This window comes from Paraburkholderia sp. RL18-101-BIB-B, assembly GCF_046026985.1.
Classification (GTDB): Bacteria; Pseudomonadota; Gammaproteobacteria; order Burkholderiales; family Burkholderiaceae; genus Paraburkholderia.
Genome location: NZ_JARESV010000004.1, coordinates 396983 through 418310, shown reverse-complemented (window position 1 = coordinate 418310; position 21328 = coordinate 396983). Strand labels below are relative to the sequence as shown.

Genomic DNA, 21328 nt, shown 5'->3' with positions numbered 1-21328 from the left:
CAGGTCAGCCTTTACCGCGCGGCTTCCTTGCGTCGCAATGAGTCAGGCAATCCGTACAACACGATCAGCGCGCACACCAGGCTCATCGCGCCGATCACGTACAAGGCCGGCGTCGTACTACCGGTCAGGTCTCGCACGCGCCCCACCATGATCGGGCTCACAATGCCGCCGAGCTGCCCGAGCGTATTGATCAAGGCGATCCCACCGGCGGCGCCGGCGCCCGTGACGAGCTTCGGCGGCAACGCCCAGAACGCCGGAATCGAAGCGACCACGCCCGCGCCCATCACAGCCAGCGCGACGACCAGCAACGCCGTCTGCTTGTCGAAGAACCCCGCTGCAAAGAAGCCGATCGCCGACATCACCAGCAAGCCGAACACGAACTTGCGCCGTTCGCCGCTCGCATCGGACAAGCGCCCGACCACTACCATGCAGATTGCGCCGGCAATATAAGGCACCGCCGTCAACAAACCGATCACCGTCGGGTTGTTCGTGCCCGCCACGTGGATCAGATGCGGCGCCCAGAAATTCAAGCCGTACGACGCCACCTGAATCAGGAAATACACCAGCCCAAGCGTGAGAAAGCCCGGCGTTCTGATGGCACCCATCAACGAATGCCCGGTGTCCGGATGACGGCTCTGCTGCGCAATCTGCCCGGACAGAAAGGACTTTTCTGCCGGCGACAGCCAACCCGCGTCTTCGATACGATCCTTCAGCAGCTTCAGCACCAGATAGCCGAGCACGATGCACGGCAACCCGCCGAGCAGAAACAGCCAGTGCCAGCCAGGCATGCCCAGCACGCCGTTCATGTGTCCGATCACGAGCCCCGCGAGCGGCGCGCCGACCAGGCCGGAAAACGCGGACGCGAGAAACAGCATCGACGTGATACGCCCGCGATAGCTCGGCGGAAACCACAGCGTCAGGTAGTACAGCACGCCCGGCGCGAAGCCCGCTTCCATTGCGCCGATCACGAAACGCAACCCGTAGAACTGCCACTCGTTGTTGACGAACACCATTGCGGCCGTCGCCAGTCCCCACGAGATCATGATCCGCGCGATCCAGCGCCGCGCGCCGACCTTGTACAGAAACAGATTGCTCGGGACTTCGAACAGCACGTAACCGATCACGAACAGGCTCGCACCGAGACCGTATGCGGTATCGGACAAGCCGAGGTCGCTCTGCAACTGGAACTTCGCGAAGCTGATGTTGATGCGGTCAAAAAATGCAAACAGATAGCAGATCATGATCAGCGGCATCAACCGCCACGCCACTTTGCGGATGATGGCCGAAGCATCGTTCGCGCTGTGCTCGCGGTTGCCGGTTGCGACTGCGCCCAGTTCACTCATGTTCGTCTCCAATGCCGGATTCGGCGAAGCCGTCCGGTCGTTTAATCGATTAGGGGAGGGTTAGATTTGTAGAACGTATTCGGGTACGGGATGCAGGTCGCAGTTACGACCCGCCTTTGCCAGTTGCCCCGGCACGTCGTGGCCGAGCAACGCGGGCAAGCCGCGCGACAGCGCGATCAGCTTTTCCAGATCGATCCCGGTGGGAATGCCCATTTCGTCGCACATGTTCACGAGGTCTTCTGTGCAGATGTTGCCGGACGCGCCCGGTGCGAACGGGCAGCCGCCGAGGCCGCCCAACGCGGCGTCGAAGCGGCGCGCGCCGGCTTCGTATGCCGCCAGCACATTCGCAAGACCCAGCCCGCGCGTGTTGTGAAAGTGCAGCGTGAGTGCGGCGGCCGGCAGTCGTTCGAGCACGCGCGTGACCAGTCGCGTCACCTGCCGCGGGTTCGCCATGCCGGTCGTGTCGGCGAGCGTGATGCCCTCGATCCCCATCTCGCGATACGTATCGACAATGCTGATCACGCGGTCTTCGTCGATCTTGCCTTCGAACGGACAGCCGAACGTGGTCGCCACCGACGCGTTCAACGGCACGCCCGAGCCCTTCACGTGCTGCACGATATCGCCGAACGCCACCAGCGACGACTCGCAGCTCATCCGCATGTTGGCGCGGTTGTGCGTCTGACTCGCGGACATCACCAGGTTCAGTTCATCCGCTCGCGAAGCCAGCGCGCGTTCGGCGCCCTTCAGATTCGGAATCAGCGCGACGTAAATCACGCCCGGTTGCCGCTCGATCTGCTGGAACACGGCCTCGCCGTCACGCAGCGCGGGAATCGCTTTCGGTGAAACGAACGAGCCGGCCTCGATGCGCGTGAAGCCCGCAGTGGATAGCGCGTTGATCAGCGCGATCTTGTCCGGCGTGTCGACCCAGGTGGGTTCGATCTGCAAGCCGTCGCGCGGCGCCACTTCCTGCACGATCAGTTTGTCGTAGTGCGGGGTGTTCAAAACGCGATTCATTGCACGGCTCCTTCGCGGCGGAGCCGCTCGATATCTTCGTTGGCGAATCCGAGTTCGCTGAGCACGCTGCCGGTATGCTCGCCGAGCGTCGGCCCTTGCCAGCGCACTTCGCCAGGCGTGTCCGAGAGCTTCGGCACGATGCCCGGCATCTTCACCGACGCGCCGCCCGGCAGTTGCGCCTGCAATAACATGTCGCGCGCCTGGTAGTGCGGATCGGCGACGATGTCGGCCACCGAATAGATGCGCCCAGACGGCACTTCAGCGCGTTCGAGCGCCGCCAGCACGTCGTTGGTGGAGTGGTGCGAGGTCCATTCGGTGATCGCCTGATCGAGCATTGCGCAGTGTTGAACGCGGCCGTCGTTACGCGCCAAGGCGGGATCGTCGGCGAGATCGGGACGGCCGATCACCTGCATCAGGCGCTTGAAAATCGGATCGCTGTTGCCGGCGATCACGACGAAGCCCTCGTCTTCGGTGCGATACGTGTTCGACGGCGCGATGCCCGGCAGCGCGCCGCCGCTGCGCTCGCGCACATGGCCAAGCAGATCGTATTCGGGCACGAGGCTTTCCATCAGGTTGAACACGCTCTCGACCAGCGAGACATCGACCACCTGGCCTTCGCCCTGCCCCGTCTTCACGCGCAGCAGCGACATCAACGCGCCGATCACGCCATGCAGCGACGCGAGCGAATCGCCGAGACTCACGCCGACGCGCGCCGGCGCGCCGTCCACATCACCGGTCGTGTAACGGATGCCGCCCATTGCTTCGCCGATCGCGCCGAAGCCCGGCCGATCGCGGTATGGGCCGCTCTGGCCATAGCCGGAGATGCGGACCATCGTCAGTTTCGGATTGATTGCGTGCAGCACGTCCCAGCCGAGGCCGAGCTTTTCCAGCGCGCCGGGGCGAAGGTTTTCGATCACGACATCGGCATCGGCCGCGAGCCGTTTGACGATCTCGACACCGTCCGCCGACTTCAGATTCACGCAGATGGACTTCTTGTTGCGCGACTGCAGATACCACCAGAGCGAGGTGCCCTCATGCAGCTTGCGCCATTTGCGAAGGGGATCGCCGGTCTCGGGCGCTTCGATCTTGATGACGTCGGCGCCGAACTCGGCCATGAGGCGCGCGGCAAACGGCGCGGCGATGAGGGTTCCGATCTCGATGACGCGGATACCCTGAAGGGGTCCACCCATAATGCTGTCTCCGAAGCTGGTTTCGTGTTGAGAGACAGCTTATGAGCGGCGCGGCTGCGGCGTCCAACCGCAATTCGCCAACGACCGTTCGCGAACGGCGAACGCTCTTCGTCAAGCAGTGGTGGGCGGGGCTTCCGAGGCTTCGATCGAGCGTAGATGGTCGAACAGCAGGCGGCTCACCGGCGACAATGCGTCGACGTCGCGCACCACCAGCACGAGGCTGCGTTCCGACCAGTCGTCTTCGAGCGGTGCGCCGACCAGACCCAGCGGACGGCCCATGAGTTGATACACCTTCAGCGGCAACACGCCGACGCCCATGCCGGCCTGCACCATCCGGCAGACCGCGTCAAAGCCGGGCACGTGGATGCGCAGTCGCAGCGGCTTGCCCGCCTGACGCGCGGCGAGATGCGTGCGGGCATTGATGGAACTCGCGGCGTGCAGGCCAACGTGATCGCCGTCCAGCGTTTCGACGAAGGCGACGCTTTCGCGCGCCGCCAACGGATGATCGTCGCGCATCACGAGGACCAGTGAATCGCGCCGGTAGTGTTCGACGTGCAGGTCGCGCGTGTCGGCGTCGCCGGAACAGATGCCGACGTCGACGAGGCTGTCGTCGACGGCTTCGACCACGCCGCCGCTCGGCCGCTCTTCCAGATCGAGCTTGACGCGCTCATGCTGCAACTGGAACGCGCGCAAATCTTCCGGCAGGAATTCGACGATCGCCGACAGGTTCGCCATCATGCGCACATAGCCGCGCACGCCGCTCGCATGACCGGCCAGTTCGATGCCGATATTCTCGATGTCGCGCATCACGCGGCGCGCGTGATGCAGCAGCGTTTCGCCTGCCGGCGTGAGCGTCATGCCGCGCGCGTTGCGCTGGAACAGCGTGGCGCCGACCGCCTGTTCGAGTTCGAGCAGACGCTTGCTCGCGGCGGAGACGGCGATCGCCTCGCGCTCGGCGGCACGCGTGAGGGTGCCTTCTTCGTAAACCGCGAGGAAGAGTTGCAGCGTGGTGAGGTCGAGCCTTCGGAGAAGGTTTTTGATTACCATGGCGAGACGCCGCGTTGTTGTGCGATCCGCCTATTCTGACGCCAGATGCAGAAAATAGGTGCCGTGCCTCGCGGATCCCGTCCCTCGTCAAAGGAAGTCTTCCGATGCCCACCGTCGCGATCGCGATCTTTCCCGGCGTGCAGGCGCTCGACGTCGCCGGCCCGGTCGACGTGTTTTCCGAAGCCAACCGGTTCGTCGCGTCCGCGGATGCTTACGAGGTGAGGTTGCTCAGCGCCCAAGCCGCACCGCTGCGAGCATCCAACGGCATGATGCTGGTCGCCGACGCTACCTTCGACAAGGCACGCGGTCCGTTCGATCTTGCGTTGGTCGCGGGCGGCCCCGAACTGCCGGACACCACGCCTGATGCGCCCCTGCTGGACTGGCTGGCGAACGTCGCCCCCCAGTGCGGCCGCTACGGTTCGATCTGCACCGGCGCGTTCGCGCTCGGTCACGCGGGCCTGCTCGACGACCGCAACGTCACGACGCATTGGCAGCACGCAGCGCAACTGGCGGCACAATTTCCAAAGGCGCGCGTCGACTTCGACCGCATCTATCTGCGCGATGGGCAACTCGTCACATCGGCCGGCGTGACTGCGGGCATCGATCTGTCGCTCGCTTTAGTCGCCGAGGATCACGGTCCGCACACGGCGCTCGCCGTCGCCAAACGTCTGGTGGTATTCGCGCAGCGGCAAGGCGGCCAGTCGCAATTCAGCCCCTACCTGACCGCGCCCGCCGACGACACCTCGCCAGTCGCCAAAGTCCAGGCGCACGTCATGGAACGGATTCGCGAGAGCTTCACGGTGAAGCAACTGGCGGACGTCGCGGGCATGAGCGCGCGCAACTTCGCGCGCGTGTTCGTGCAGGAGACCGGCGTGACGCCGCATGAATTCGTCGAGCGCGCCCGCGTGGATGCGGCGCGCAAGCTGCTCGAAAGCAGCGGCGCGGCGCTCAAGGCGATTGCGTACGACTGCGGCTTCGGCACGGCGGACCGCATGCGCATTGTCTTCGCCAAGCGAATCGGCGCGACGCCGATGCAGTATCGCGAGCGTTTTCGCTCGGCTTGACGTGAAACGCACGCGCTCGCAGTGAGGGCCGCCGCACGCGGAAAAATGTCGCGTGAGAAAATAGCGGCCTTTCCAAGCCAACGATCCCAAGGACCGACATGACCACTTCTTCCCCGATCCGTGCGATCGTCACCGGCCACACGCGCGGTCTGGGCGAGGCGCTCGCCGAACAACTTCTGGCTCGCGGGATCGCGGTGCTGGGCTTGTCCCGCTCGCGTCATGCCGCGCTCAAAGCGCGCTTCCCGACGCTGCTCGAAGAAATCGAACTGGAACTGGCCGACACCGCACGCGTCGCGCAATGGATCGCGAGCGATGCGCTGCGTGGCTTCGTCAGCGGCGCGCAAACGGTTCTGCTGATCAACAACGCGGGGATGGTGCAGCCCATCGGCCCGATTGAAGGACAAGACGCGACATCCATCGCGACCGCCGTGAGCCTCAACGTCGCCACGCCGTTGATGCTGGCCAGCGCGCTCGCCGCGGCCGCCGTCGACGCAACCGACCGGCGCATCGTGCACATTTCCAGCGGCGCGGCGCGCAATGCGTATCCCGGCTGGAGCATCTACTGCGCGACGAAGGCCGCGCTCGATCATCACGCTCGCGCTGTCGCACTCGACGTGAATCGTGCGTTGCGTATCTGCAGTCTGGCGCCCGGTGTGATCGATACGAATATGCAGGCGGAGATTCGCGGCAGCGGCGTCGAACAGTTCCCCATGCGCGAAAGATTCGAAGACCTCAAGCGCAACGGCCAACTGTCGACGCCCGAGCAATGCGCCACCCAGTTGCTCGATTACGCATTGAGCGATGCATTTGGCCAAACGCCGGTCGCGGATATTCGCGAGATCGCGAAGCCGGCTTAATGCGCTGATAACGGGGCGCATCGAGCGCTCCCGAAAACCCTCACCTTTCGCCTGACTCCCCGCCGATTTACACGCCGGGCGCGACCATCACATCGCGCTCGGCCGCACCGAGTTCGCCGTGCGGCACGAACACATAGCCGCGTCCCCACACCGTTTGCACATAGCGCGGCTCCGAGGGATCGATTTCGATCAGCCGACGCAGCCGCCAGATCGACACGTCCAGGCTGCGCCCTTGATGCAACACGCTATTGCCGCGCAGTTTCTCGTTGAGTTGCACGCGCGTGAGCACGGTCATCGCGTGATTGACGAAGATCTTGAGCAACGCGAACTCCGAACTGCGCAACGCGAAGTGCTCGTTGTCGCGGCGCAATTCGCGCGCGGAGAAGTTCAGCTCGCAGCGGCCGAAGCGATACGGCGGTCGAGTCTCCGGCGCGCCAGGCGCGAGTGAGCCGCGCCGTCGCAGCAAGACGCGAATGCGCGCGAGCAGTTCGGCCGGGTCGGCGGGCTTGCTCATGAAGTCGTCGGCGCCGAGTTCGAGACCGATCACGCGATCAATCGCTTTACTGCTTGCCGATAGCAGAATCACGGGCACGTCGTTGCCGCTCATGCGCAAGTCACGCAACACGGCGAGGCCGTCGCCGTGCGGCGCCGAGATGTCGAGCACCAGCAACGAAGGCCGCTCCATCTCGACCACATGCTTGAGCCCGGCAGCAGGCGGACGTGCTGACACGCCGCAGCCCTGACCGCGCAATGATTCGCCCACCACGGCAGTCAAGCCGGCGTCGGCACCCACGAAAAGAATATGCTGACTCATCCAACTGATTCCAGGAGACGATCGTTTTTCAGAGACAGGCATCTGGCATGCGGATATAGCCGATCCGCGCACCCTGTCGTCCGCGTCGCCATCTTCCCCGCATGCGGCTGTTCTCAAAACGCGGAACAGCCCCCTAGGTTGCCAATTTCTTCCCAACTCTTTCAACGCGAAACGTGATATGAGTCCGCGCGTGTGGCGCACCGTACGATTTGCGGGTGGGCTCCCGAAAAACCTCACCTTTGACACGGAGCGCTTGGGGTTCGGGGCAAGGCAGGCGTCGAATTGCTCCCGAAAACCCTCACCTTTCGAGCTTGGGGGCAGGCCGCAAAGGCATGCTGGGCGTGGTTCGACTACTCCAGAACAGGCCACTCCCGCAAACTCTCACCTTTAAAGCCGATGGAGTAATTTGCATACCCAGGTAAGCAGCCGTGTACGTGCAGGGCTTCGCACGTGATGGAGATGCGCGATTCGCGCGGGGGATGGGTGCTGTGATCGATATATGCTGGCCAGCAACACCATCGTGCTGAAACAAAGCATCGTGGTGAGTGCCGATCGAATTTGCCGCTCACCGTTTTCGATCCGAGGCGCGATGAGGCTTTATGAGCAGAAAAAGCGGCATGGTCAGCGCATGTCGCAATAAACCAGGCTTTGTGGCGAGCCTTGTGCGAATACCCGGATGGTCCCGAATAGTCTCACCTTTGATCAAGCGGAGGCATCCGGAAGCATCGCCTCGATCACTGCGCCAGCCGGTTTACTAGCGTTTTTCCCGTATTTCGACAGTCGCCGCGACTGCGAAACAGACTCAAACACCGGCCTGCGCGAAGCTCCCGAAAAACCTCACCTTTGCGCTCGCTTGCAGCGAAACAAGCGCTTAGCTTGCCAGTTTGCGGAACGTTTCCAGCACCGCGTCGCCCTTGAACGGCTTGACGATCCAGCCTTTCACGCCGGCCGCCTTGCCGCGCTCCTTCATTGCCGGGCTGCTCTCGGTTGTGAGCATGATGACGTTGACGGTCTTGTTGGCGAGCTCGCCGCGAATCTTCTCGACCATCGTCAGACCGTCCATATTCGGCATGTTGACGTCGCTGATCACCAGCTTGATACCGGGGCTGGCCTTCAGCTTGGCGAGGCCGTCCTTGCCGTCCACGGCCGTGTCGACGTCCAGACCGTTCTTCTTCAGAAAGCCGGCCACTTCGTCGCGCACCGTGCTCGAGTCATCCACCACCAGAATTTTCGACATGTTTTTTCCTATGACAACACTCAGAACAGATCCAGTTCGCCTGCCTCGACCATTGCGCCGACGTCGTCCGTGACTTCCTTGAAGTCTTCCGGCGACCAGCTCAGGCTGAACACAAAACGTTGATGCAACTTGACCGCACGGCTCGACTGCGGATCCTTCAGCCAGTACGTGAAGCACAGTTGCGGATTGCCGCTGCCGAACGAGATGTACTTGTGCTTGTGATTCACCAGCAGCGGCACCTGCACCTGGCTGCGCGCCCAGGCGTCCGCATCGCCGACATAGCGGTTCTTGAAGGAACCCCAGATCAGATTCGTCACTTCGCCGAGCACGCTGTTCAGGTCGCGGAAATCCGCTTCGCCGTGCCGCGCGTTGTCGATCATCTGATAACGATCGAGCAGTTCGAGGATCGGCGTCTCTTCGGCCTGCATCATCATGTAGCCGCGGCACCAGGCGCTTTCCAGCGGAATCAGGCTGAACACCTCGCCGAAGATGATGCGGTCGCGCACGATATACGGCGTGTCGCACGTGATGGTCAGGTCCTTGAACACGTCGCCGAGAATGGCCTGCGTCATGTCGGCGATGCCGCGCACTAGTGCGTTCGGATAATCCAGGCTGAAGATGTAGTCGTCGATCACCTGGCGCAGCGGCGCCATATCGTGCGCGACGTACGCGGCGCAGACTACGCGCCGCAGGCTCTCCGGCAAGCCGTCCATGCCTGGGTCGTTATCCCGGCGCATGATGATCGGCAACTCGGGGCGCACCGCGTTGATCCTGATCGCGATCTCGGCGCTCGCTTCCGGCGAGCCGCCGTAACTCTCGGCGAACAGCACCGCGCCCAGATCGATATTCGAGCGCAGCACCGACTGCAAGCGGTTCTTGCCGACTTTCACGCCGACCAGATTGTTCTCGTCGCAAAAGCGCTTCAGCGCCTCTTTGTGCGCCGGGCAGTCGTCCAGCACCAGCACTTTGCTGACGGGCTTGTTCATGTTCATGTCGCGTTCCTGCTCACAGCGGCTATCCATTTCACGATCAGAACAACTCCAGCTCGCCGCTGGTTTCTTCGACAACGCTCGTATCGGCGACGAAGTCGAGCGACGCATGCGCGCACACGCACACCGTCGCGGCAAGCCGCACGCTGCCGTCGAGCGTGATCGCATACGACGACAACAGAGCCGGCTTCAATTCATGCAGATGCGGCAGGCAACGCGCGTTCAGCACATAAGGCGTCGACATGCCGAGGTCGGGGAAGTAGCGCAGCAATTCCTGATTCATCGCCCCGCAACACAGGTTGCAGATTTCCAGAAAGACTTCCTGGAAGGGGCGCTCGTCCGCCGTGTCTTTCAGGTAGTAGCCGCGTGTGGTGTCGTCTTCGTCGAAATGAAGAATCAGCAGCAGCCTGAATACGATCGACGAAATGGTCAGCACGACCACTTGCGTATCTTTGGATACGCCGACGCTGGCGTCCGCTATCGGCGCGATCTCGCACAGCTCGCCTGAATCCAGCGGCAAACGCGCCTGCGCAGCCTTGCGGAAAATGCGGTCGAAGCTGTCCTTGGCGTGGGCCGAGATCACACCGCCACCTCGTGCAGCTTCGAATGAAACTGATGGGCCAGCGACTCGACGCTCGCGAGCGATGCCGCGATCATCTTGCCGCCCGCCTGAATGTCCTGAAACGTGGACGTCGTGGTCAGGTCGTTGCGGTGCAAACTGTCGCGATAGCTCTTCGACAATTCCTCGGAACGCGCGGCGAGCGCGCGCACTTCGCTCGCCACCACCGCGAAGCCGCGTCCGGCAGGCCCCGCGCGTGCAGCTTCGATCGACGCGTTCAGCGACACGATCACCACGTGCCGCACAATCGACGACAGCTCCTGATTCTTCGCGTGCATGTCGTGGTTTTGCGTCATCAGCGAAATCATCTGTTCGTGCCAGCGCTCGAACGTCGCACCGAGACTCTTCAGACGCTCGGCTTCGCCAGCGATCTGCCGCGCCTGATGCGCCAATTGATCTTTGTCCTCGGCGGCCGCTTTCAATGAGGCGCGCAGTTCGTCGGCGCTTGCCGATTGCTGCATCAGGTCCTCGCGCAACTGCGTGGTCAAAGCGAGGAGTTCCTGCTCGACCTGCTCTCGCGCGCGAATGGCTGTGCCATGATCGGCCCGCTCAGCCTCGAGCCTGGAAATGCTGGCTTGCGCTTCGGCGCGCAGCCGTGCCGTCAGCTTCGCGCTGTGCAGCTTGTGCGCGGCAAATGCCAGCAGCGCGGTCACCGCGCTGCCTGCAGCCATCGCCAATACATACTGTTGAATCACAACCGTTCCCTTCGAATTCCGTCGCGACGTACGCCGATGCGGCGCTCAGTCCGCCATCGCGTCGAGTTGCAGTGCCGCGGCTTCGCCGCGCGCTTCCAAGCCGAGCGTATCGACGGCGAGGCTATCCGGCAGACAGACGATGGTCTGGAACTGACGGAACGCCGCGCCCTTGTGATCGTCGGTGAAGCGCAGTTCGATGCTGCCGTTCGCGCGCTTGAGGAAGTCGCGCACGGCGTCCATACCGACACCGCGGCCCGACAACTCCGTGACCGTTTCCGCGGTCGAGAAGCCTGGCCGGAAAATGAAATCGGCGATGGCTTCGTCGCTCAGCGTGTCGTCGCGGCCGATCCAGCCGCGCTCCATCGCGATGCCGCGAATGCGTTCGAGCGCGAGGCCGCGGCCGTCGTCGCTGAGCGTGATCTGCAGCGCGCCATTGTCCACGCCGACTTCGACAGTGATCGTGCCGGCTGGTGCTTTGCCGTGGGCGCTGCGCGCCTCGGCGGTTTCAATGCCGTGGTCCATCGAATTGCGCAGCAGATGCATGAACACGTTGTTCAGCGTGCCGCTCGCCTGGCCACGCAGACGGTAGCCGTTGTCGTCGATACGCACGGTCGGCGCGGGCTTGCCCAATTCGCTCGCGAGCGACGGCAGCGAGTCCAGCACGCCGGAGAGCGCGTCGCGCACGCTTTCGCTGCCCAGCGCGCTCAGCGTGCGCCGCAGCGCATCGCGCATCGACTGGAGTTCATGCAGTTCGCCGGCGTTGGTCTGGTCCAGCATGCTCAGTGTGTGCTGGATATGTTCCTTCGCGACCATCACGTAGTGGCCGGAGTTGCCGGCGTCGTTCGGCTGATTCTTGTTCTTGCGGCCGAGGCTCTGTTCATTGATCTTCGCGTAGCTGTCGATAGCTTCGCGCACGCGCGTCAGTTCGCGCATCAAATGCTCCTGATCCCACGAACGATCCGCGTCCGGTTGGCGCAGCTCGTGATAGCTCTGCTCGGTTTCGTGCACGACGTTGGTCAGATGCTGCAGGTTGTAGGTCCGCGCATTGCCCTTGATGGTGTGCATGTTGCGGAACAGTTCGGCAATCGCCGCGTGATCCGCCTCCGAATGCTTGCGGATGATCCGCTCGTTCTCGCTGATGAAGCCCGCCGAGCTTTCGATGAAGTGGTGGAACTTCTCCTCGCTGACCGCGAGAATTTCGCCGATCATGTCGAGGCGGCGGCGTTGTTCGCTGGCTTCCGCCGCGAGCTTGCGCAATTCGGTCACGTCACGCACGCAGAGCATCAGGCGCACGATCACGTCGTTTTCATCGGTAATCGCTGACCAGCTCAGATCGAGAATCTTCACACGGCCGTCGGGCATGCGTTTGGAAATCTCGCCGACCAACAGATGCTGATTGAACACGAAGTTGATGCAGTCTTCGCCAAGACACGCATGCGCGGCCGCATCCACTTGCGAGAGCGCGTCCGAACCGAGATCGGTATCCGCGAACACCAGATCCATCAAACCGCGCCCGGCAATATCCTTCGTTTCGAAGATGTCTTCCAGATACGCCGAGTACTCCGTGTGAATCACCGCGCCGTCGATCACGGTCAGAATGCCTTGCTGCATGTTCTGCAACATCGCCTGAATGTCGGCGGTTTTCTGCTTGAGTTGCGCCGAGCTTTCCTGAATCTTCTCGATCATGCCGTTGAAGGCGACGATCGAATGGCCGATCTCATCCAGGCGGCCCACCGGCACACGCCGCGTAAAGTCCTGGCTCGAGGCGATCTCGCTCATCATCGCTTGCATCCGGCTGAGCGGGCGCGTGATCTGACGGTAGAGCAGCGAGCCGATGGAGGTCAGCAGAATGATCGCGATGCCCGTGACAACAGCGATTGCCGTGGTCGTGGTCGAGAGCGTGGTGTTCAGCGTGCTGATCGCCTCGTCTTTCTCGCGATTCTTCTCGACGCGCAAGGTCTCGACGATCCCTTCGAGTTCGTCGCGATACTGCGCGACATTAGCGAACAGATACGCCTGCGCGAGTTCGTTCTTACCGTCGGCCTTCATTTTGGCCGTCTCGGCGATCGCGGAGAAATAGTTTTCGAGGCTGTCGTTGGCCTGCGAGACGAGACCCTTCTGGGCGTGGCTCGCGGCATCTTTCGCTTGCAAGGCGAGCGCCTGTTGCAACGAGGCCCGCTTCTTCGTCAGGTCGTCCTGCGCCTGGGCAACCATGTTGGCGTCGGGCGCGTAGACCAGCGTCATGGTGGCGAGCTGCACATCCTTGACTTGCGACACGAGGTCGGCGGAAGCGAGCGCGCTGGGCACGACGCCTTCCGTGACCTTGCGCACCTCGGCGGCGCTGCCGCGCGTCTGGTAGACGGCGTAGCCGCCGATCGCCGATAAGGCGACGAACATCAAAACAACCAATAGCGTGATGCGATGACGAATAGTCATGTGAACCCCCCGGGGTCTGGCCTTCGCGTCAGCCCTCGTTGGGAGCAGCGCGTTTTATGCGAAATTTGGTCTGACTTGCAGCGCTGCGGAGTATTGCGCACGCATGTTACTAAGCGATGACCGCAGACTTTTAGAGCGCATTCAACGCGTTAAATATATTGCTAAAGTTTCCGAATAAAACGCCGTTAATTAATACCTTTTTTTGATTTCGCGTCTTGTCACCATTTCAACAAACTGCGCATCCAGACTAAAGCTCCATTCGACATCATGGAGCCAAATGATGAATGTAAGCGTGCGCAGCTATCTGTCCCCGACACTCGTCCTACTCGCTTTCGATTGGCCCGAAGGCGGCAAGCGCGAAGACTTCCTCGGTTTCGCCATCAAACGGACGCCGGGTTTTCTCGCCGCCGATGGCCACGAACGCGAAGCCAGCAGCTGGCTGCCCAACCGGTTGACGTTCAAAGGCGTGGTGCCGGATACGCAGAAAGACGCGCCGACGAATGAGGCGCCCATTCAGAAATTCATGTGGTGGGATGCGCGGATCGATGAGGCGGATCGGGAAAAGTCGTTCACCTATCTCGTCTATCCAGTGGTCGGCACGCCGGCAGCGCCGCAATTGCTCGACGCGCAAAAAGGCGAATGCAAGCTGACTTTGCCCGCGCATATGGAGGCGAACATCGGCTCGTGGTTCAACCGCGCCGTGGTCAGTTCGCAGGCGTTCGCGCGTAAAGTCAAGGCGCTGCATCTCGCGCCGAACGCAGCGCCTTCGGCGGAACAGGCATTGCGCCTGCGCAAATGGCTTGCAAACGACTTGCAGGAAGTCTTCACGCTGACGCTCGATCATGCGCATCGCGCGGCATCGGCGGTGTACCACCTGACCGATCCGCTCTGGGCGATTCCTGCCTTCGAGGCTTTCGGCAAGAAGCAGGGCAAAGCATCGCTTGCCATCGTTTACGACTCGCACAAGGTGTCGCAGAAGGGCAAGCCACCGGCACCGTCGCCGAACCAACCCGCCGTCGACGAGCTCGCCGATGTCGCCACGTTCGCGCCGCGCGACAAGACGCACATCATGCACGACAAGTTCATCGTGGTGGACAACGGCAATGGCGAGGCGTCACCGGCGCGCGTACTGACGGGCTCGGCCAACTTCACCACCGAAGGCATCACCGAGCAGGCGAACGTGCTCCATCTGTTCGATTCGCCGGAACTGGCCACGCTGTACAGCGAACGCGCCAAGGCGCTCGCCGGCAATCCGAGCATTGCGGCGACGGCGAAGCTCACGCCGGGTTGGTCCGAGTCGATTCAGATCGGCAGCGCGAAAGTGCGGGTCTGTTTTTCGCCGGAAGCGAAGGACTCGCGTTTGCAGATCGACACGATCGTCGACGCGATCAACAAGGCGAAGCACTCCGTGGTGTTCTGCCTCTTCATGCCGACCGACGCGCCACTGCGCGATGCCTGTTTCGCGGCTGGCGACAAAGGCCGGATGATGTTCGGCCTCGTCAACCACATCAGCCCGAAGTCGGCGGAGGCAGCAGAGGAGGCGGAGAAAAACGGGCAGATCGTCTCGACGACCGCGCTCGCCAACATGGAGCTATATCACCGCGGCCGGGACAAGCACGACGTGATCGACGCGGAGTATTTTTCACCGGCGACCGTGCCGGCAGGCTTCGAACCCGAGTTGCGCCTTTTTCCAGGCGAACGCGCGCCGAGCTACGCGCCAGTCATCATTCACCACAAGTTCCTGGTGATCGACGCAGAGGGCGCCAATCCGATTGTCTACACGGGCTCGGCGAATATGAGCAACAACTCGGAACATTTCAACGACGAGAACCTGCTGGAGATTCGCGACCGCCGCATCGCCGGCACGTATCTCGCGGAATTTCTGCGGCTCTACGAGCACTATCGGGCGCGTGCGTTGGCGATACGGCAAAAGAACGACGGCACGCATGAGCGTTTGATGCTGGCGCCGGATGGCTCGTGGGCGAAGAAGTATTTCGTTGCGGACAGTCCGGAAGACAAAGCGCGTGTTGCGCTCGCGCACGGCGGTGATTAGACCGCACGCGGGCGAACGTTACGCGATCGAAGCGTCAGCGAATCGGCGGAAGATGCTTCGACGCCTCGCGCAAGGTGAGCGGCGAGATAAGGTCTCGCGAGGCCGATAGAAAACCGCTCACCACGTCGGGCGCGTGCCGCGCGTAGTCGCGCAACGCCCAGCCGATCGCCTTACGGATAAAGAAGTCATTTTCCGCGGCGAGCGCCCGTGCGTAGCCGAAGAGGCGATCTTCGTCGGTATGCCCGCGCCAGCCGAGTTGATGAATCATCGCGATACGTCGCACCCACAGCGATTCGTGCTGAAGCGCGGCATCCATTACCGCCTGCGCCTGCGGCGTCCCGACTCGCGCCGCTCTCAGCACGTCGCCGACCACGGCCGCGAGCGGATCGATCGAATCCCACCACGAAGCATGCTGCGCGATGGCCAGCAAATGCGCGATGTCGGTGGTCGCAAGCGTCTTCCAGTTGCGCGCCAGCAGATCTGTCGCGACGTACTGGTATTCGCGCGCCGGCATCGTCCATAAGCGATTGGCGCACGCCAGCAAGTGATCGGCGTTCTCCACCGGCAGCCGCTTGAAAACCGGCGTTACCGCTTGCCGCCGCAGCGGCGTCGGCACACCGATGAAGTCGAACTGGTGACGCATATAGGCGCGCATGGCGAGCGCGCGGTCTGCGTCGGCGTGCGGGGCGAGCGCCGCCTTGATTTCCTTGGCGAAGGCGTTGGGTGTCATTGAGGTAAGCGCTCGACATGAACTTCGCCGCGTCGGTAATCGGTGAAGTACGATTCGATGCCGACCTCACCGAGCGCGCGCACCGCGGAGCCGAAGTCGATCGTGCCGTTGTGCGAGCACTGCGCGCGGTCTTCGGCAGCGCGACGGCCGGCTTTATCGAGCTTGGCGTGCATGGTGATTTCTAGCAAGGTTGGACGTCTATTCGCGGGAGGCATCAAAATGCGTTGAGCGAATGCTAGTTTCCCAAGAAATCGATGTCAAATTCATGCAGAGACGCGCTCGATAAGAACTCGGACTTTTGCTCCCGAATTCCCTCACCTTTGAGCGTGGCCAGTGTGTATCGATCAAGCTTGGGCCGCGTTGCCAGGAACGAAGATCGCACCATGAGGCCCATCGCCTCCACCGGGACCGCCGCCATCTTGGCCGCCGCCGGGGCCACCGTGACCCGGACCGCCGCCGCCCCAACCCGGAGGCGGTCCCCACCAGCATCCGCTCAAGGTTGCGCTCAAGGCGGCCAGTGCCGCGATTGCCAATAACTTCTTCATGCTTTCTCCTTCGATGAGTCTATGGTCACGCCACGTCGTCGCTCGTGTTTGGAGTGGCGACGTTGCGTGTCATGCGCAACTTATCAACCGGCGAAAGATCATGTTTTACGAAGCGGTTACAAGCTCGGCGATGAATGGCCGTTGCCGCGAAACGCGTGAGTGTGTGTGACGCCTTATAGCGTGGGTCACGTGGTTTTTCGCAGCGTTGCGCGGGCAAGCTGGCGCGTTCACGCTTTGTTTGCATATGGAAGAGGATGTAAGCAGATGGGCAGCATCGGCGCTACGCCGATACGCTTCAAGGTGAGGTGTTTGAGCGCTCGATGCTTCACCGTTGGCGCTACGAATAGAACTCCCTGGAAATCCTCACCTTATCTCAGGTGCGGATTCAGCGCGGCGTTGACTCACCTCCTGGAATCGCTCACCTTTGCCGGGCGATCTCCTGGAACGGCTCACCTTGCGTCTCTTGTTTGTGGTTAAGGTGCTGTTCCGGCTCCTGGGACGGCTCACCTCTCGGCAAGTTTGACCTGTCTGTCTCCTGGAAAGCTTCACCGTTGATCGTGATGCGCGTCATCTCCTGGAATTCCTCACCATTTATCGGTGCGGCGCTATCTCCTGGAATTCCTCACCATCCTGGAACGGCTCACCTCAACGAGCCACCCTATCGGCAAGCCAGACGACTGCTTTGATTGCCGCGCCGAGCGCTTCCTCCTTCGAAGGAAACACAGCGCCCGAATAGTATTGGACCGGCGTCCAGGCTCCGCCGTCTTCGACATCGCGACGAAATTCTTCGAATCCGTACGTGCCGTCCGAACGTAGGAACAGGTCCACGCATCGGTTGTGCTCATCGTTTTCGATGCTGTCGAACACCAGCGAAGACTTGTCGATACGTGATGACATTTCGGATCTCCACTCGCAGGTCGGGCCTGCACTGCGCGGTTGTCACAACTTGTCCGTCAACGATGCTAGCACCGCGGGCGAATCCATGTTTTCGCCCTTTGGTTCGACCTGAACGCAAGTTTTTTTCATCCGCAGGCTGTTCGTAATCGGCCTTTCTCAGCACGGTGATGCCCGGAAACCCGCCATGGGCCGCACTCCGCTTCATTGTTTGGTTTGCAGCAACTGTGATTTCACGCTATTGGCATAGAAAAAAGATAGGCGCCGTCTAAAGTACAACTTGTCAACGGCGCGGGTCTCACTCGACTCGCGGTGCTTCTAAAAAATCGCATTGGAGATTCATCATGAAAAGCAAACTTCTTGCAGCCTTGCTCGTCGCAGCTACTACCGCTTTCGCTGCTCCCGCATTTGCCAGTGGGTATGGTCCGGCACCTTCGTATCGCCCGTCGGTTGGCGCCCCGGCGTCGCAGCGCGGCCAGAGCGCACAAACGGTCGCAGTCGAACGCAGCAATGCGGTCGGTTCGGTCAATGATTCGTACGGTGGCGTAGTTGGGTCGTCTTCGGAATCCGGCAGCCGTCAACCTGACCAGTCTCTTGGTCGCTTGTACTCCGGTCACTAATCTGAAAGTCGTGCGCGTACCGAGGCTGTAGCGAGGTGTTGAAATGTTGAAGATTATCGAAGGTGCGGTGGTTCTGGGTGCGCTGATGCTGTATCTGGCGCCCGCAATGATTGCGGACGCCAGAGAACGCAAAGACGCCTTTGCGGTGACCATGGTGAACGTCTTGCTCGGATGGACGGTGATCGGTTGGTTTGCAGCGCTGATCTGGGCGCGGCATCCCGTGAGCGATCGCCGTCTGAAGCACTTCGCGAAGCGAGCACACCGCGCAGTGGCACGGGTCACCATTGATGCAATCGTCGCTCGAGCTGAATGTCGTGGTAGCTCGATCCCGGCGTTCAACCCTCGTTTGGTGCCGATAGTTGCACGTATTGCTGCAAGCAGTAATCGACCGAAAATGTAATTCGGGCTGCTGGTTGCCCGGTGCCTTCGGATGATTGGGAAGCTATCTGGACATCGATAGTTTGCTTAGAACTTCACCTTGAATTGAAACCCAATGGTGAACGGAAGATTATCGGAAGGGATCGGCGGAATCACGATGAAGTTCGCGCCCACACGCTTGTATTCGACCATGACGATCGGCGCGACCACCGGCCCGATCGTATGGTCGCGGCCCAAGCCCCAGTTGCCGTAGTTATAGCCCGAGATGATCCCGCCGATCGCCGCGATCCGCACGATGCCCCAGTGCGCGAACTCCGGCGCCCACACCCCGCCGCCATAGTAGGAAGGCCGGCGCAGCGAGTTGCGAAAGCCACCGGCAGTCAACGCCCATTGGTTATTGAGCCAGCATTCGACGCCGAGACCCGGATTGAACTGCTCGAAATGCGTGTTCGGATCAGGGTTGATGTGATACGAACCCAGCATGGCGTCGACCCATACGCCGCCCTCGCACCAATTGCCCGCATGGGCGGCCGACGCAGCGGCGAGGCTGGCAACGAGCGCCACTGCGGTACGTCGGATATTCTTGTTGATCTGCCGAAAATGCATGTCCTCTCCGCCACCGGTCGAGCGCCGGCGTCATCTATGTTCCGGGTATGCTTGCATGCCGTCCGTCGCGCACTGTACCTCAAGCCGCACAGGCGATGTTGAGGACACGCTCGGACGCGTGGGCACAACACGTGCCCGGACGCGCAGACATAACAGTAACGGAGAACCGATGGCAGAGCGGTGAACGCGCATCGCGCGTTCACCCGCGCAAGGTCAGAGACCGAGATCGGACAGACTGGGATGGTCGTCGGGGCGGCGGCCGAGCGGCCAGTGGTAAAGACGGTCCGCTTCGCGAATCGGCATATCGTTGATGCTGGCGTGACGGTGCGCCATCAGTCCGTGCTCGTCGAATTCCCAGTTCTCGTTGCCGTACGAGCGGAACCAGTTGTTCGAATCGTCGTGCCATTCATAGGCAAAGCGCACGGCGATGCGGTTATCCGTAAACGCCCACAGTTCCTTGATCAAACGGTAGTCGAGTTCTCTCGCCCATTTGCGGCGCAACAGGCCGACGATCTCCGCGCGACCATGCGTGAACTCGGCGCGGTTGCGCCACACGCTATCCACCGTGTAGGCGAGCGACACGCGCTCGGGGTCGCGGGTATTCCAGCCGTCTTCCGCGGCGCGCACTTTCTGGATTGCGGTTTCGCGTGTGAAGGGCGGCAGCGGCGGGCGGGTTTCAATCGAGTCGGCCATGGTAATTCCTCAGTCAGGTTGCGGTTCGCCGGGATGGCGGTCGTTTGCTTGGCGGGATGCCTGGCTCGCCCGCGCACTCCGCGTCGAGCAGGACTTGGGCTGCAGCTTGCGCGTCGAGGGCGGCATCGGGCTCGCCGCTCACCAGTGCCACGGCAATGGCGCCGTCGAGCAAGATCAGCCATTGACGCGACAAGCGCGCCGTGCGACGGGCGTCGATGTCCGACTCCGCCGCGAATGCATCACATTCGGTTTGCACGAACGCCAGCAGGCGTTCCTTGTGATGGCGCGCGACGATCCGGATCGGGTCGTCCGCGGAGGCAATTTCACCGGATGCGTTCAGAAATGCGCAACCGTGAAAATCCTCCGATGCAAACCATTCGCGCAGCACCTCGAACATGCCGAGCAGGCGTTTGCGCGCCGTCTTGCCATGCCGTTGCGTGCCCGCGATAAACCAGTTCATCCAGCGTTCGTCGCGCCGGTCGAGCGCGGCGGCCACGAGCGCATCTTTCGATTCGAAATGCGTGTAAAAGCTTTTGCGCGCCGCGCCGGACTGCTTGACGATCGCGTCCACGCCGGTTGCGTGAATGCCGCCGGCGTAGATCAACGCTTCAGCCGCGTCCAGCAGCCGCTCGCGCGCGCTGCCGGGTGCGACTGATTCAGTGTGAGTTTCGGTAGCCATGGACGAAGGGTAGAACGATCATTCTCCCTCGTCAAGTCTTTTGCGTTTTTGCAGGTTGGGTGCGCGAACTGTTATCTTGAGCACGATCGGTCAACGGGAACGAACTTCATGAGTACACTGACTCTCCGCGCCACCTTCATGCGCGCCCTGCTCAGCGCAACACTACTGACGGCGGTGGCCTGCACGCCCGTGCAAGTGCTCACGCATACGGTCAGCCAGAACGAAACACGCGTGCCGCCCGGCCGCTACGAAATCGATCCGGATCATTGCAGCATTACCTTCGACATCGATCATTTCAAGTATTCGCGCTTCACGGCGCGCTTCGATCGCAAGAAGGGCGAACTCGACTGGAACGAAGGCGGTCTGGACAAGAGCACGACGTCGGTGACGATCGACGCCGCGAGCATCGATACGAATGTGCCTTTGCTCGACAAAATGGTGAAGAGCGCCAACATGCTCGACGTGGAGCGCTATCCGGAGATTCGCTTCGTCAGCACGCGTTTTGAGCGCACGGGCGAATCGCGCGGCACGTTGACCGGCGATCTGACGATTCATGGTGTCACACAACCGGTCTCGCTCGACGTCACCTTCAATGGTTTTGCCCCCGATCCGCTCACGAAGAAAGACACGCTCGGCTTTTCTGCCGAGGGTCATTTCAGTCGTGCGAAGTTCGGCCTGGCGACGTGGTATCCGGCCGTCGGCGACGATATTCATGTGCGCATTCAGGCCGAGTTCGTTAAAACGCCCGCAGGCGGGTGAGCGCGGTGCGGGCGTTGGTCCAAGCGTTTTTTTGCTGCACGCTGAGACTGCAAGCGTGGTCGCGCG

General features: G+C 61.8%; 24 protein-coding genes. 8 read left to right on the top strand and 16 right to left on the bottom strand.

The genetic code is table 11. From position 1 onward, the window contains the following. Positions 1-11: 11 nt before the first annotated feature. From P0D73_RS10315 to P0D73_RS10300, 4 genes are all read right to left on the bottom strand, one after another. Positions 12-1343 carry an MFS transporter gene (locus P0D73_RS10315; RefSeq protein ID WP_408431247.1) on the bottom strand — a complete coding sequence of 444 codons (1332 nt, stop codon included), beginning with the start codon at positions 1341-1343 and terminating at the stop codon, positions 12-14. A 60-nt stretch (positions 1344-1403) separates the two neighbouring features. Continuing rightward, positions 1404-2357 carry a hydroxymethylglutaryl-CoA lyase gene (locus P0D73_RS10310; RefSeq protein WP_408431245.1) on the bottom strand — a complete coding sequence of 318 codons (954 nt, stop codon included), beginning with the start codon at positions 2355-2357 and terminating at the stop codon, positions 1404-1406. After that, on the bottom strand, positions 2354-3547 hold the full coding sequence (locus tag P0D73_RS10305; protein ID WP_408177610.1) for a CaiB/BaiF CoA transferase family protein: 1194 nt from the start codon (positions 3545-3547) through the stop codon (positions 2354-2356). The genes P0D73_RS10310 and P0D73_RS10305 overlap by 4 nt, the downstream gene beginning before the upstream one ends. Positions 3548-3658: 111 nt before the next feature. Further along, complete coding sequence (locus P0D73_RS10300; protein ID WP_132383440.1) at positions 3659-4594, bottom strand: LysR family transcriptional regulator; 936 nt, start codon at positions 4592-4594, stop codon at positions 3659-3661. A 104-nt stretch (positions 4595-4698) separates the two neighbouring features. Here P0D73_RS10300 and P0D73_RS10295 point away from each other — a divergent pair, with 104 nt between their 5' ends. Further along, positions 4699-5658, top strand: coding sequence for a GlxA family transcriptional regulator (locus P0D73_RS10295; RefSeq protein WP_408177609.1), 960 nt, complete (start codon positions 4699-4701; stop codon positions 5656-5658). 98 nt (positions 5659-5756) lie between these two features. Then, positions 5757-6515 (top strand): SDR family oxidoreductase, encoded by a 759-nt coding sequence (locus tag P0D73_RS10290; protein ID WP_408177608.1) that lies wholly within the window; start codon positions 5757-5759, stop codon positions 6513-6515. Between the two features lie 67 nt (positions 6516-6582). On the opposite strand, the gene P0D73_RS10285 is transcribed toward P0D73_RS10290, so the two are convergent. Continuing rightward, on the bottom strand, positions 6583-7329 hold the full coding sequence (locus tag P0D73_RS10285; RefSeq protein WP_132383435.1) for a winged helix-turn-helix domain-containing protein: 747 nt from the start codon (positions 7327-7329) through the stop codon (positions 6583-6585). A 499-nt stretch (positions 7330-7828) separates the two neighbouring features. Between P0D73_RS10285 and P0D73_RS10280 the strand changes: the two genes are divergently transcribed. After that, positions 7829-7969 carry a hypothetical protein gene (locus tag P0D73_RS10280; protein WP_408177607.1) on the top strand — a complete coding sequence of 47 codons (141 nt, stop codon included), beginning with the start codon at positions 7829-7831 and terminating at the stop codon, positions 7967-7969. A 231-nt stretch (positions 7970-8200) separates the two neighbouring features. On the opposite strand, the gene P0D73_RS10275 is transcribed toward P0D73_RS10280, so the two are convergent. From P0D73_RS10275 to P0D73_RS10255, 5 genes are read right to left on the bottom strand one after another with little or no spacing between them, the layout of a single operon-like run. Continuing rightward, entirely contained in the window at positions 8201-8566 is a 366-nt protein-coding gene (locus P0D73_RS10275) for a response regulator (RefSeq protein ID WP_007178665.1), read from the bottom strand. A gap of 20 nt (positions 8567-8586) precedes the next feature. Next, complete coding sequence (locus P0D73_RS10270; protein ID WP_408177606.1) at positions 8587-9558, bottom strand: chemotaxis protein CheX; 972 nt, start codon at positions 9556-9558, stop codon at positions 8587-8589. Between the two features lie 37 nt (positions 9559-9595). Next, positions 9596-10138 carry a hypothetical protein gene (locus P0D73_RS10265; protein WP_408177605.1) on the bottom strand — a complete coding sequence of 181 codons (543 nt, stop codon included), beginning with the start codon at positions 10136-10138 and terminating at the stop codon, positions 9596-9598. After that, positions 10135-10869 carry a methyl-accepting chemotaxis protein gene (locus tag P0D73_RS10260; RefSeq protein ID WP_408177604.1) on the bottom strand — a complete coding sequence of 245 codons (735 nt, stop codon included), beginning with the start codon at positions 10867-10869 and terminating at the stop codon, positions 10135-10137. The genes P0D73_RS10265 and P0D73_RS10260 overlap by 4 nt, the downstream gene beginning before the upstream one ends. Before the next feature lie 45 nt (positions 10870-10914). Continuing rightward, positions 10915-13305, bottom strand: coding sequence for an ATP-binding protein (locus P0D73_RS10255; protein ID WP_408431240.1), 2391 nt, complete (start codon positions 13303-13305; stop codon positions 10915-10917). A 280-nt stretch (positions 13306-13585) separates the two neighbouring features. On the opposite strand from P0D73_RS10255, the gene P0D73_RS10250 reads away from it, so the two are divergent. Then, complete coding sequence (locus tag P0D73_RS10250; RefSeq protein WP_408177689.1) at positions 13586-15358, top strand: phospholipase D-like domain-containing protein; 1773 nt, start codon at positions 13586-13588, stop codon at positions 15356-15358. Positions 15359-15392: 34 nt separating this feature from the next. Here P0D73_RS10250 and P0D73_RS10245 read toward each other — a convergent pair whose 3' ends face one another. Continuing rightward, complete coding sequence (locus P0D73_RS10245) at positions 15393-16088, bottom strand: DNA alkylation repair protein (protein WP_408177602.1); 696 nt, start codon at positions 16086-16088, stop codon at positions 15393-15395. 17 nt (positions 16089-16105) lie between these two features. Here P0D73_RS10245 and P0D73_RS10240 point away from each other — a divergent pair, with 17 nt between their 5' ends. Next, positions 16106-16273 (top strand): hypothetical protein, encoded by a 168-nt coding sequence (locus P0D73_RS10240; protein ID WP_408177601.1) that lies wholly within the window; start codon positions 16106-16108, stop codon positions 16271-16273. Between the two features lie 159 nt (positions 16274-16432). Here the strand turns inward: P0D73_RS10240 and P0D73_RS10235 are convergent, their stop codons facing one another. Next, positions 16433-16633 (bottom strand): hypothetical protein, encoded by a 201-nt coding sequence (locus P0D73_RS10235; RefSeq protein ID WP_408177600.1) that lies wholly within the window; start codon positions 16631-16633, stop codon positions 16433-16435. Positions 16634-17278: 645 nt separating this feature from the next. Further along, positions 17279-17530: a hypothetical protein gene (locus P0D73_RS10230; RefSeq protein ID WP_132383423.1), complete on the bottom strand. Its 252-nt coding sequence runs from the start codon at positions 17528-17530 to the stop codon at positions 17279-17281. A 341-nt stretch (positions 17531-17871) separates the two neighbouring features. On the opposite strand from P0D73_RS10230, the gene P0D73_RS10225 reads away from it, so the two are divergent. Further along, entirely contained in the window at positions 17872-18147 is a 276-nt protein-coding gene (locus P0D73_RS10225; protein WP_132383422.1) for a hypothetical protein, read from the top strand. A gap of 43 nt (positions 18148-18190) precedes the next feature. Beyond that, entirely contained in the window at positions 18191-18547 is a 357-nt protein-coding gene (locus P0D73_RS10220; protein WP_408177599.1) for a superinfection immunity protein, read from the top strand. A gap of 65 nt (positions 18548-18612) precedes the next feature. On the opposite strand, the gene P0D73_RS10215 is transcribed toward P0D73_RS10220, so the two are convergent. The 3 genes from P0D73_RS10215 to P0D73_RS10205 all read right to left on the bottom strand — a co-directional run bounded on the left by P0D73_RS10215 (position 18613) and on the right by P0D73_RS10205 (position 20503). After that, positions 18613-19131, bottom strand: coding sequence for a hypothetical protein (locus P0D73_RS10215; RefSeq protein ID WP_408177598.1), 519 nt, complete (start codon positions 19129-19131; stop codon positions 18613-18615). Positions 19132-19344: 213 nt separating this feature from the next. Further along, on the bottom strand, positions 19345-19824 hold the full coding sequence (locus tag P0D73_RS10210) for a nuclear transport factor 2 family protein (protein WP_132383417.1): 480 nt from the start codon (positions 19822-19824) through the stop codon (positions 19345-19347). A 13-nt stretch (positions 19825-19837) separates the two neighbouring features. Further along, complete coding sequence (locus P0D73_RS10205; protein WP_408177597.1) at positions 19838-20503, bottom strand: TetR/AcrR family transcriptional regulator; 666 nt, start codon at positions 20501-20503, stop codon at positions 19838-19840. Positions 20504-20611: 108 nt separating this feature from the next. Here P0D73_RS10205 and P0D73_RS10200 point away from each other — a divergent pair, with 108 nt between their 5' ends. Beyond that, positions 20612-21262, top strand: coding sequence for a YceI family protein (locus P0D73_RS10200; RefSeq protein WP_408177596.1), 651 nt, complete (start codon positions 20612-20614; stop codon positions 21260-21262). Positions 21263-21328 lie beyond the last annotated feature (66 nt).

Bases quoted from the DNA above. Each gene is read 5' to 3' on its own strand.
- P0D73_RS10285 (WP_132383435.1), bottom strand. From the start codon at position 7,329: ATGAGTCAGCATATTCTTTTCGTGGGTGCCGACGCCGGCTTGACTGCC.
- P0D73_RS10310 (WP_408431245.1), bottom strand. From the start codon at position 2,357: ATGAATCGCGTTTTGAACACCCCGCACTACGACAAACTGATCGTGCAG.
- P0D73_RS10300 (WP_132383440.1), bottom strand. From the start codon at position 4,594: ATGGTAATCAAAAACCTTCTCCGAAGGCTCGACCTCACCACGCTGCAA.
- P0D73_RS10240 (WP_408177601.1), top strand. From the start codon at position 16,106: ATGAACTTCGCCGCGTCGGTAATCGGTGAAGTACGATTCGATGCCGAC.
- P0D73_RS10275 (WP_007178665.1), bottom strand. From the start codon at position 8,566: ATGTCGAAAATTCTGGTGGTGGATGACTCGAGCACGGTGCGCGACGAA.
- P0D73_RS10270 (WP_408177606.1), bottom strand. From the start codon at position 9,558: ATGAACATGAACAAGCCCGTCAGCAAAGTGCTGGTGCTGGACGACTGC.
- P0D73_RS10295 (WP_408177609.1), top strand. From the start codon at position 4,699: ATGCCCACCGTCGCGATCGCGATCTTTCCCGGCGTGCAGGCGCTCGAC.
- P0D73_RS10245 (WP_408177602.1), bottom strand. From the start codon at position 16,088: ATGACACCCAACGCCTTCGCCAAGGAAATCAAGGCGGCGCTCGCCCCG.
- P0D73_RS10210 (WP_132383417.1), bottom strand. From the start codon at position 19,824: ATGGCCGACTCGATTGAAACCCGCCCGCCGCTGCCGCCCTTCACACGC.
- P0D73_RS10315 (WP_408431247.1), bottom strand. From the start codon at position 1,343: ATGAGTGAACTGGGCGCAGTCGCAACCGGCAACCGCGAGCACAGCGCG.
- P0D73_RS10290 (WP_408177608.1), top strand. From the start codon at position 5,757: ATGACCACTTCTTCCCCGATCCGTGCGATCGTCACCGGCCACACGCGC.
- P0D73_RS10200 (WP_408177596.1), top strand. From the start codon at position 20,612: ATGAGTACACTGACTCTCCGCGCCACCTTCATGCGCGCCCTGCTCAGC.
- P0D73_RS10255 (WP_408431240.1), bottom strand. From the start codon at position 13,305: ATGACTATTCGTCATCGCATCACGCTATTGGTTGTTTTGATGTTCGTC.
- P0D73_RS10235 (WP_408177600.1), bottom strand. From the start codon at position 16,633: ATGAAGAAGTTATTGGCAATCGCGGCACTGGCCGCCTTGAGCGCAACC.
- P0D73_RS10220 (WP_408177599.1), top strand. From the start codon at position 18,191: ATGTTGAAGATTATCGAAGGTGCGGTGGTTCTGGGTGCGCTGATGCTG.
- P0D73_RS10205 (WP_408177597.1), bottom strand. From the start codon at position 20,503: ATGGCTACCGAAACTCACACTGAATCAGTCGCACCCGGCAGCGCGCGC.
- P0D73_RS10215 (WP_408177598.1), bottom strand. From the start codon at position 19,131: ATGCATTTTCGGCAGATCAACAAGAATATCCGACGTACCGCAGTGGCG.
- P0D73_RS10305 (WP_408177610.1), bottom strand. From the start codon at position 3,547: ATGGGTGGACCCCTTCAGGGTATCCGCGTCATCGAGATCGGAACCCTC.
- P0D73_RS10280 (WP_408177607.1), top strand. From the start codon at position 7,829: ATGCTGGCCAGCAACACCATCGTGCTGAAACAAAGCATCGTGGTGAGT.
- P0D73_RS10230 (WP_132383423.1), bottom strand. From the start codon at position 17,530: ATGTCATCACGTATCGACAAGTCTTCGCTGGTGTTCGACAGCATCGAA.
- P0D73_RS10250 (WP_408177689.1), top strand. From the start codon at position 13,586: ATGAATGTAAGCGTGCGCAGCTATCTGTCCCCGACACTCGTCCTACTC.
- P0D73_RS10225 (WP_132383422.1), top strand. From the start codon at position 17,872: ATGAAAAGCAAACTTCTTGCAGCCTTGCTCGTCGCAGCTACTACCGCT.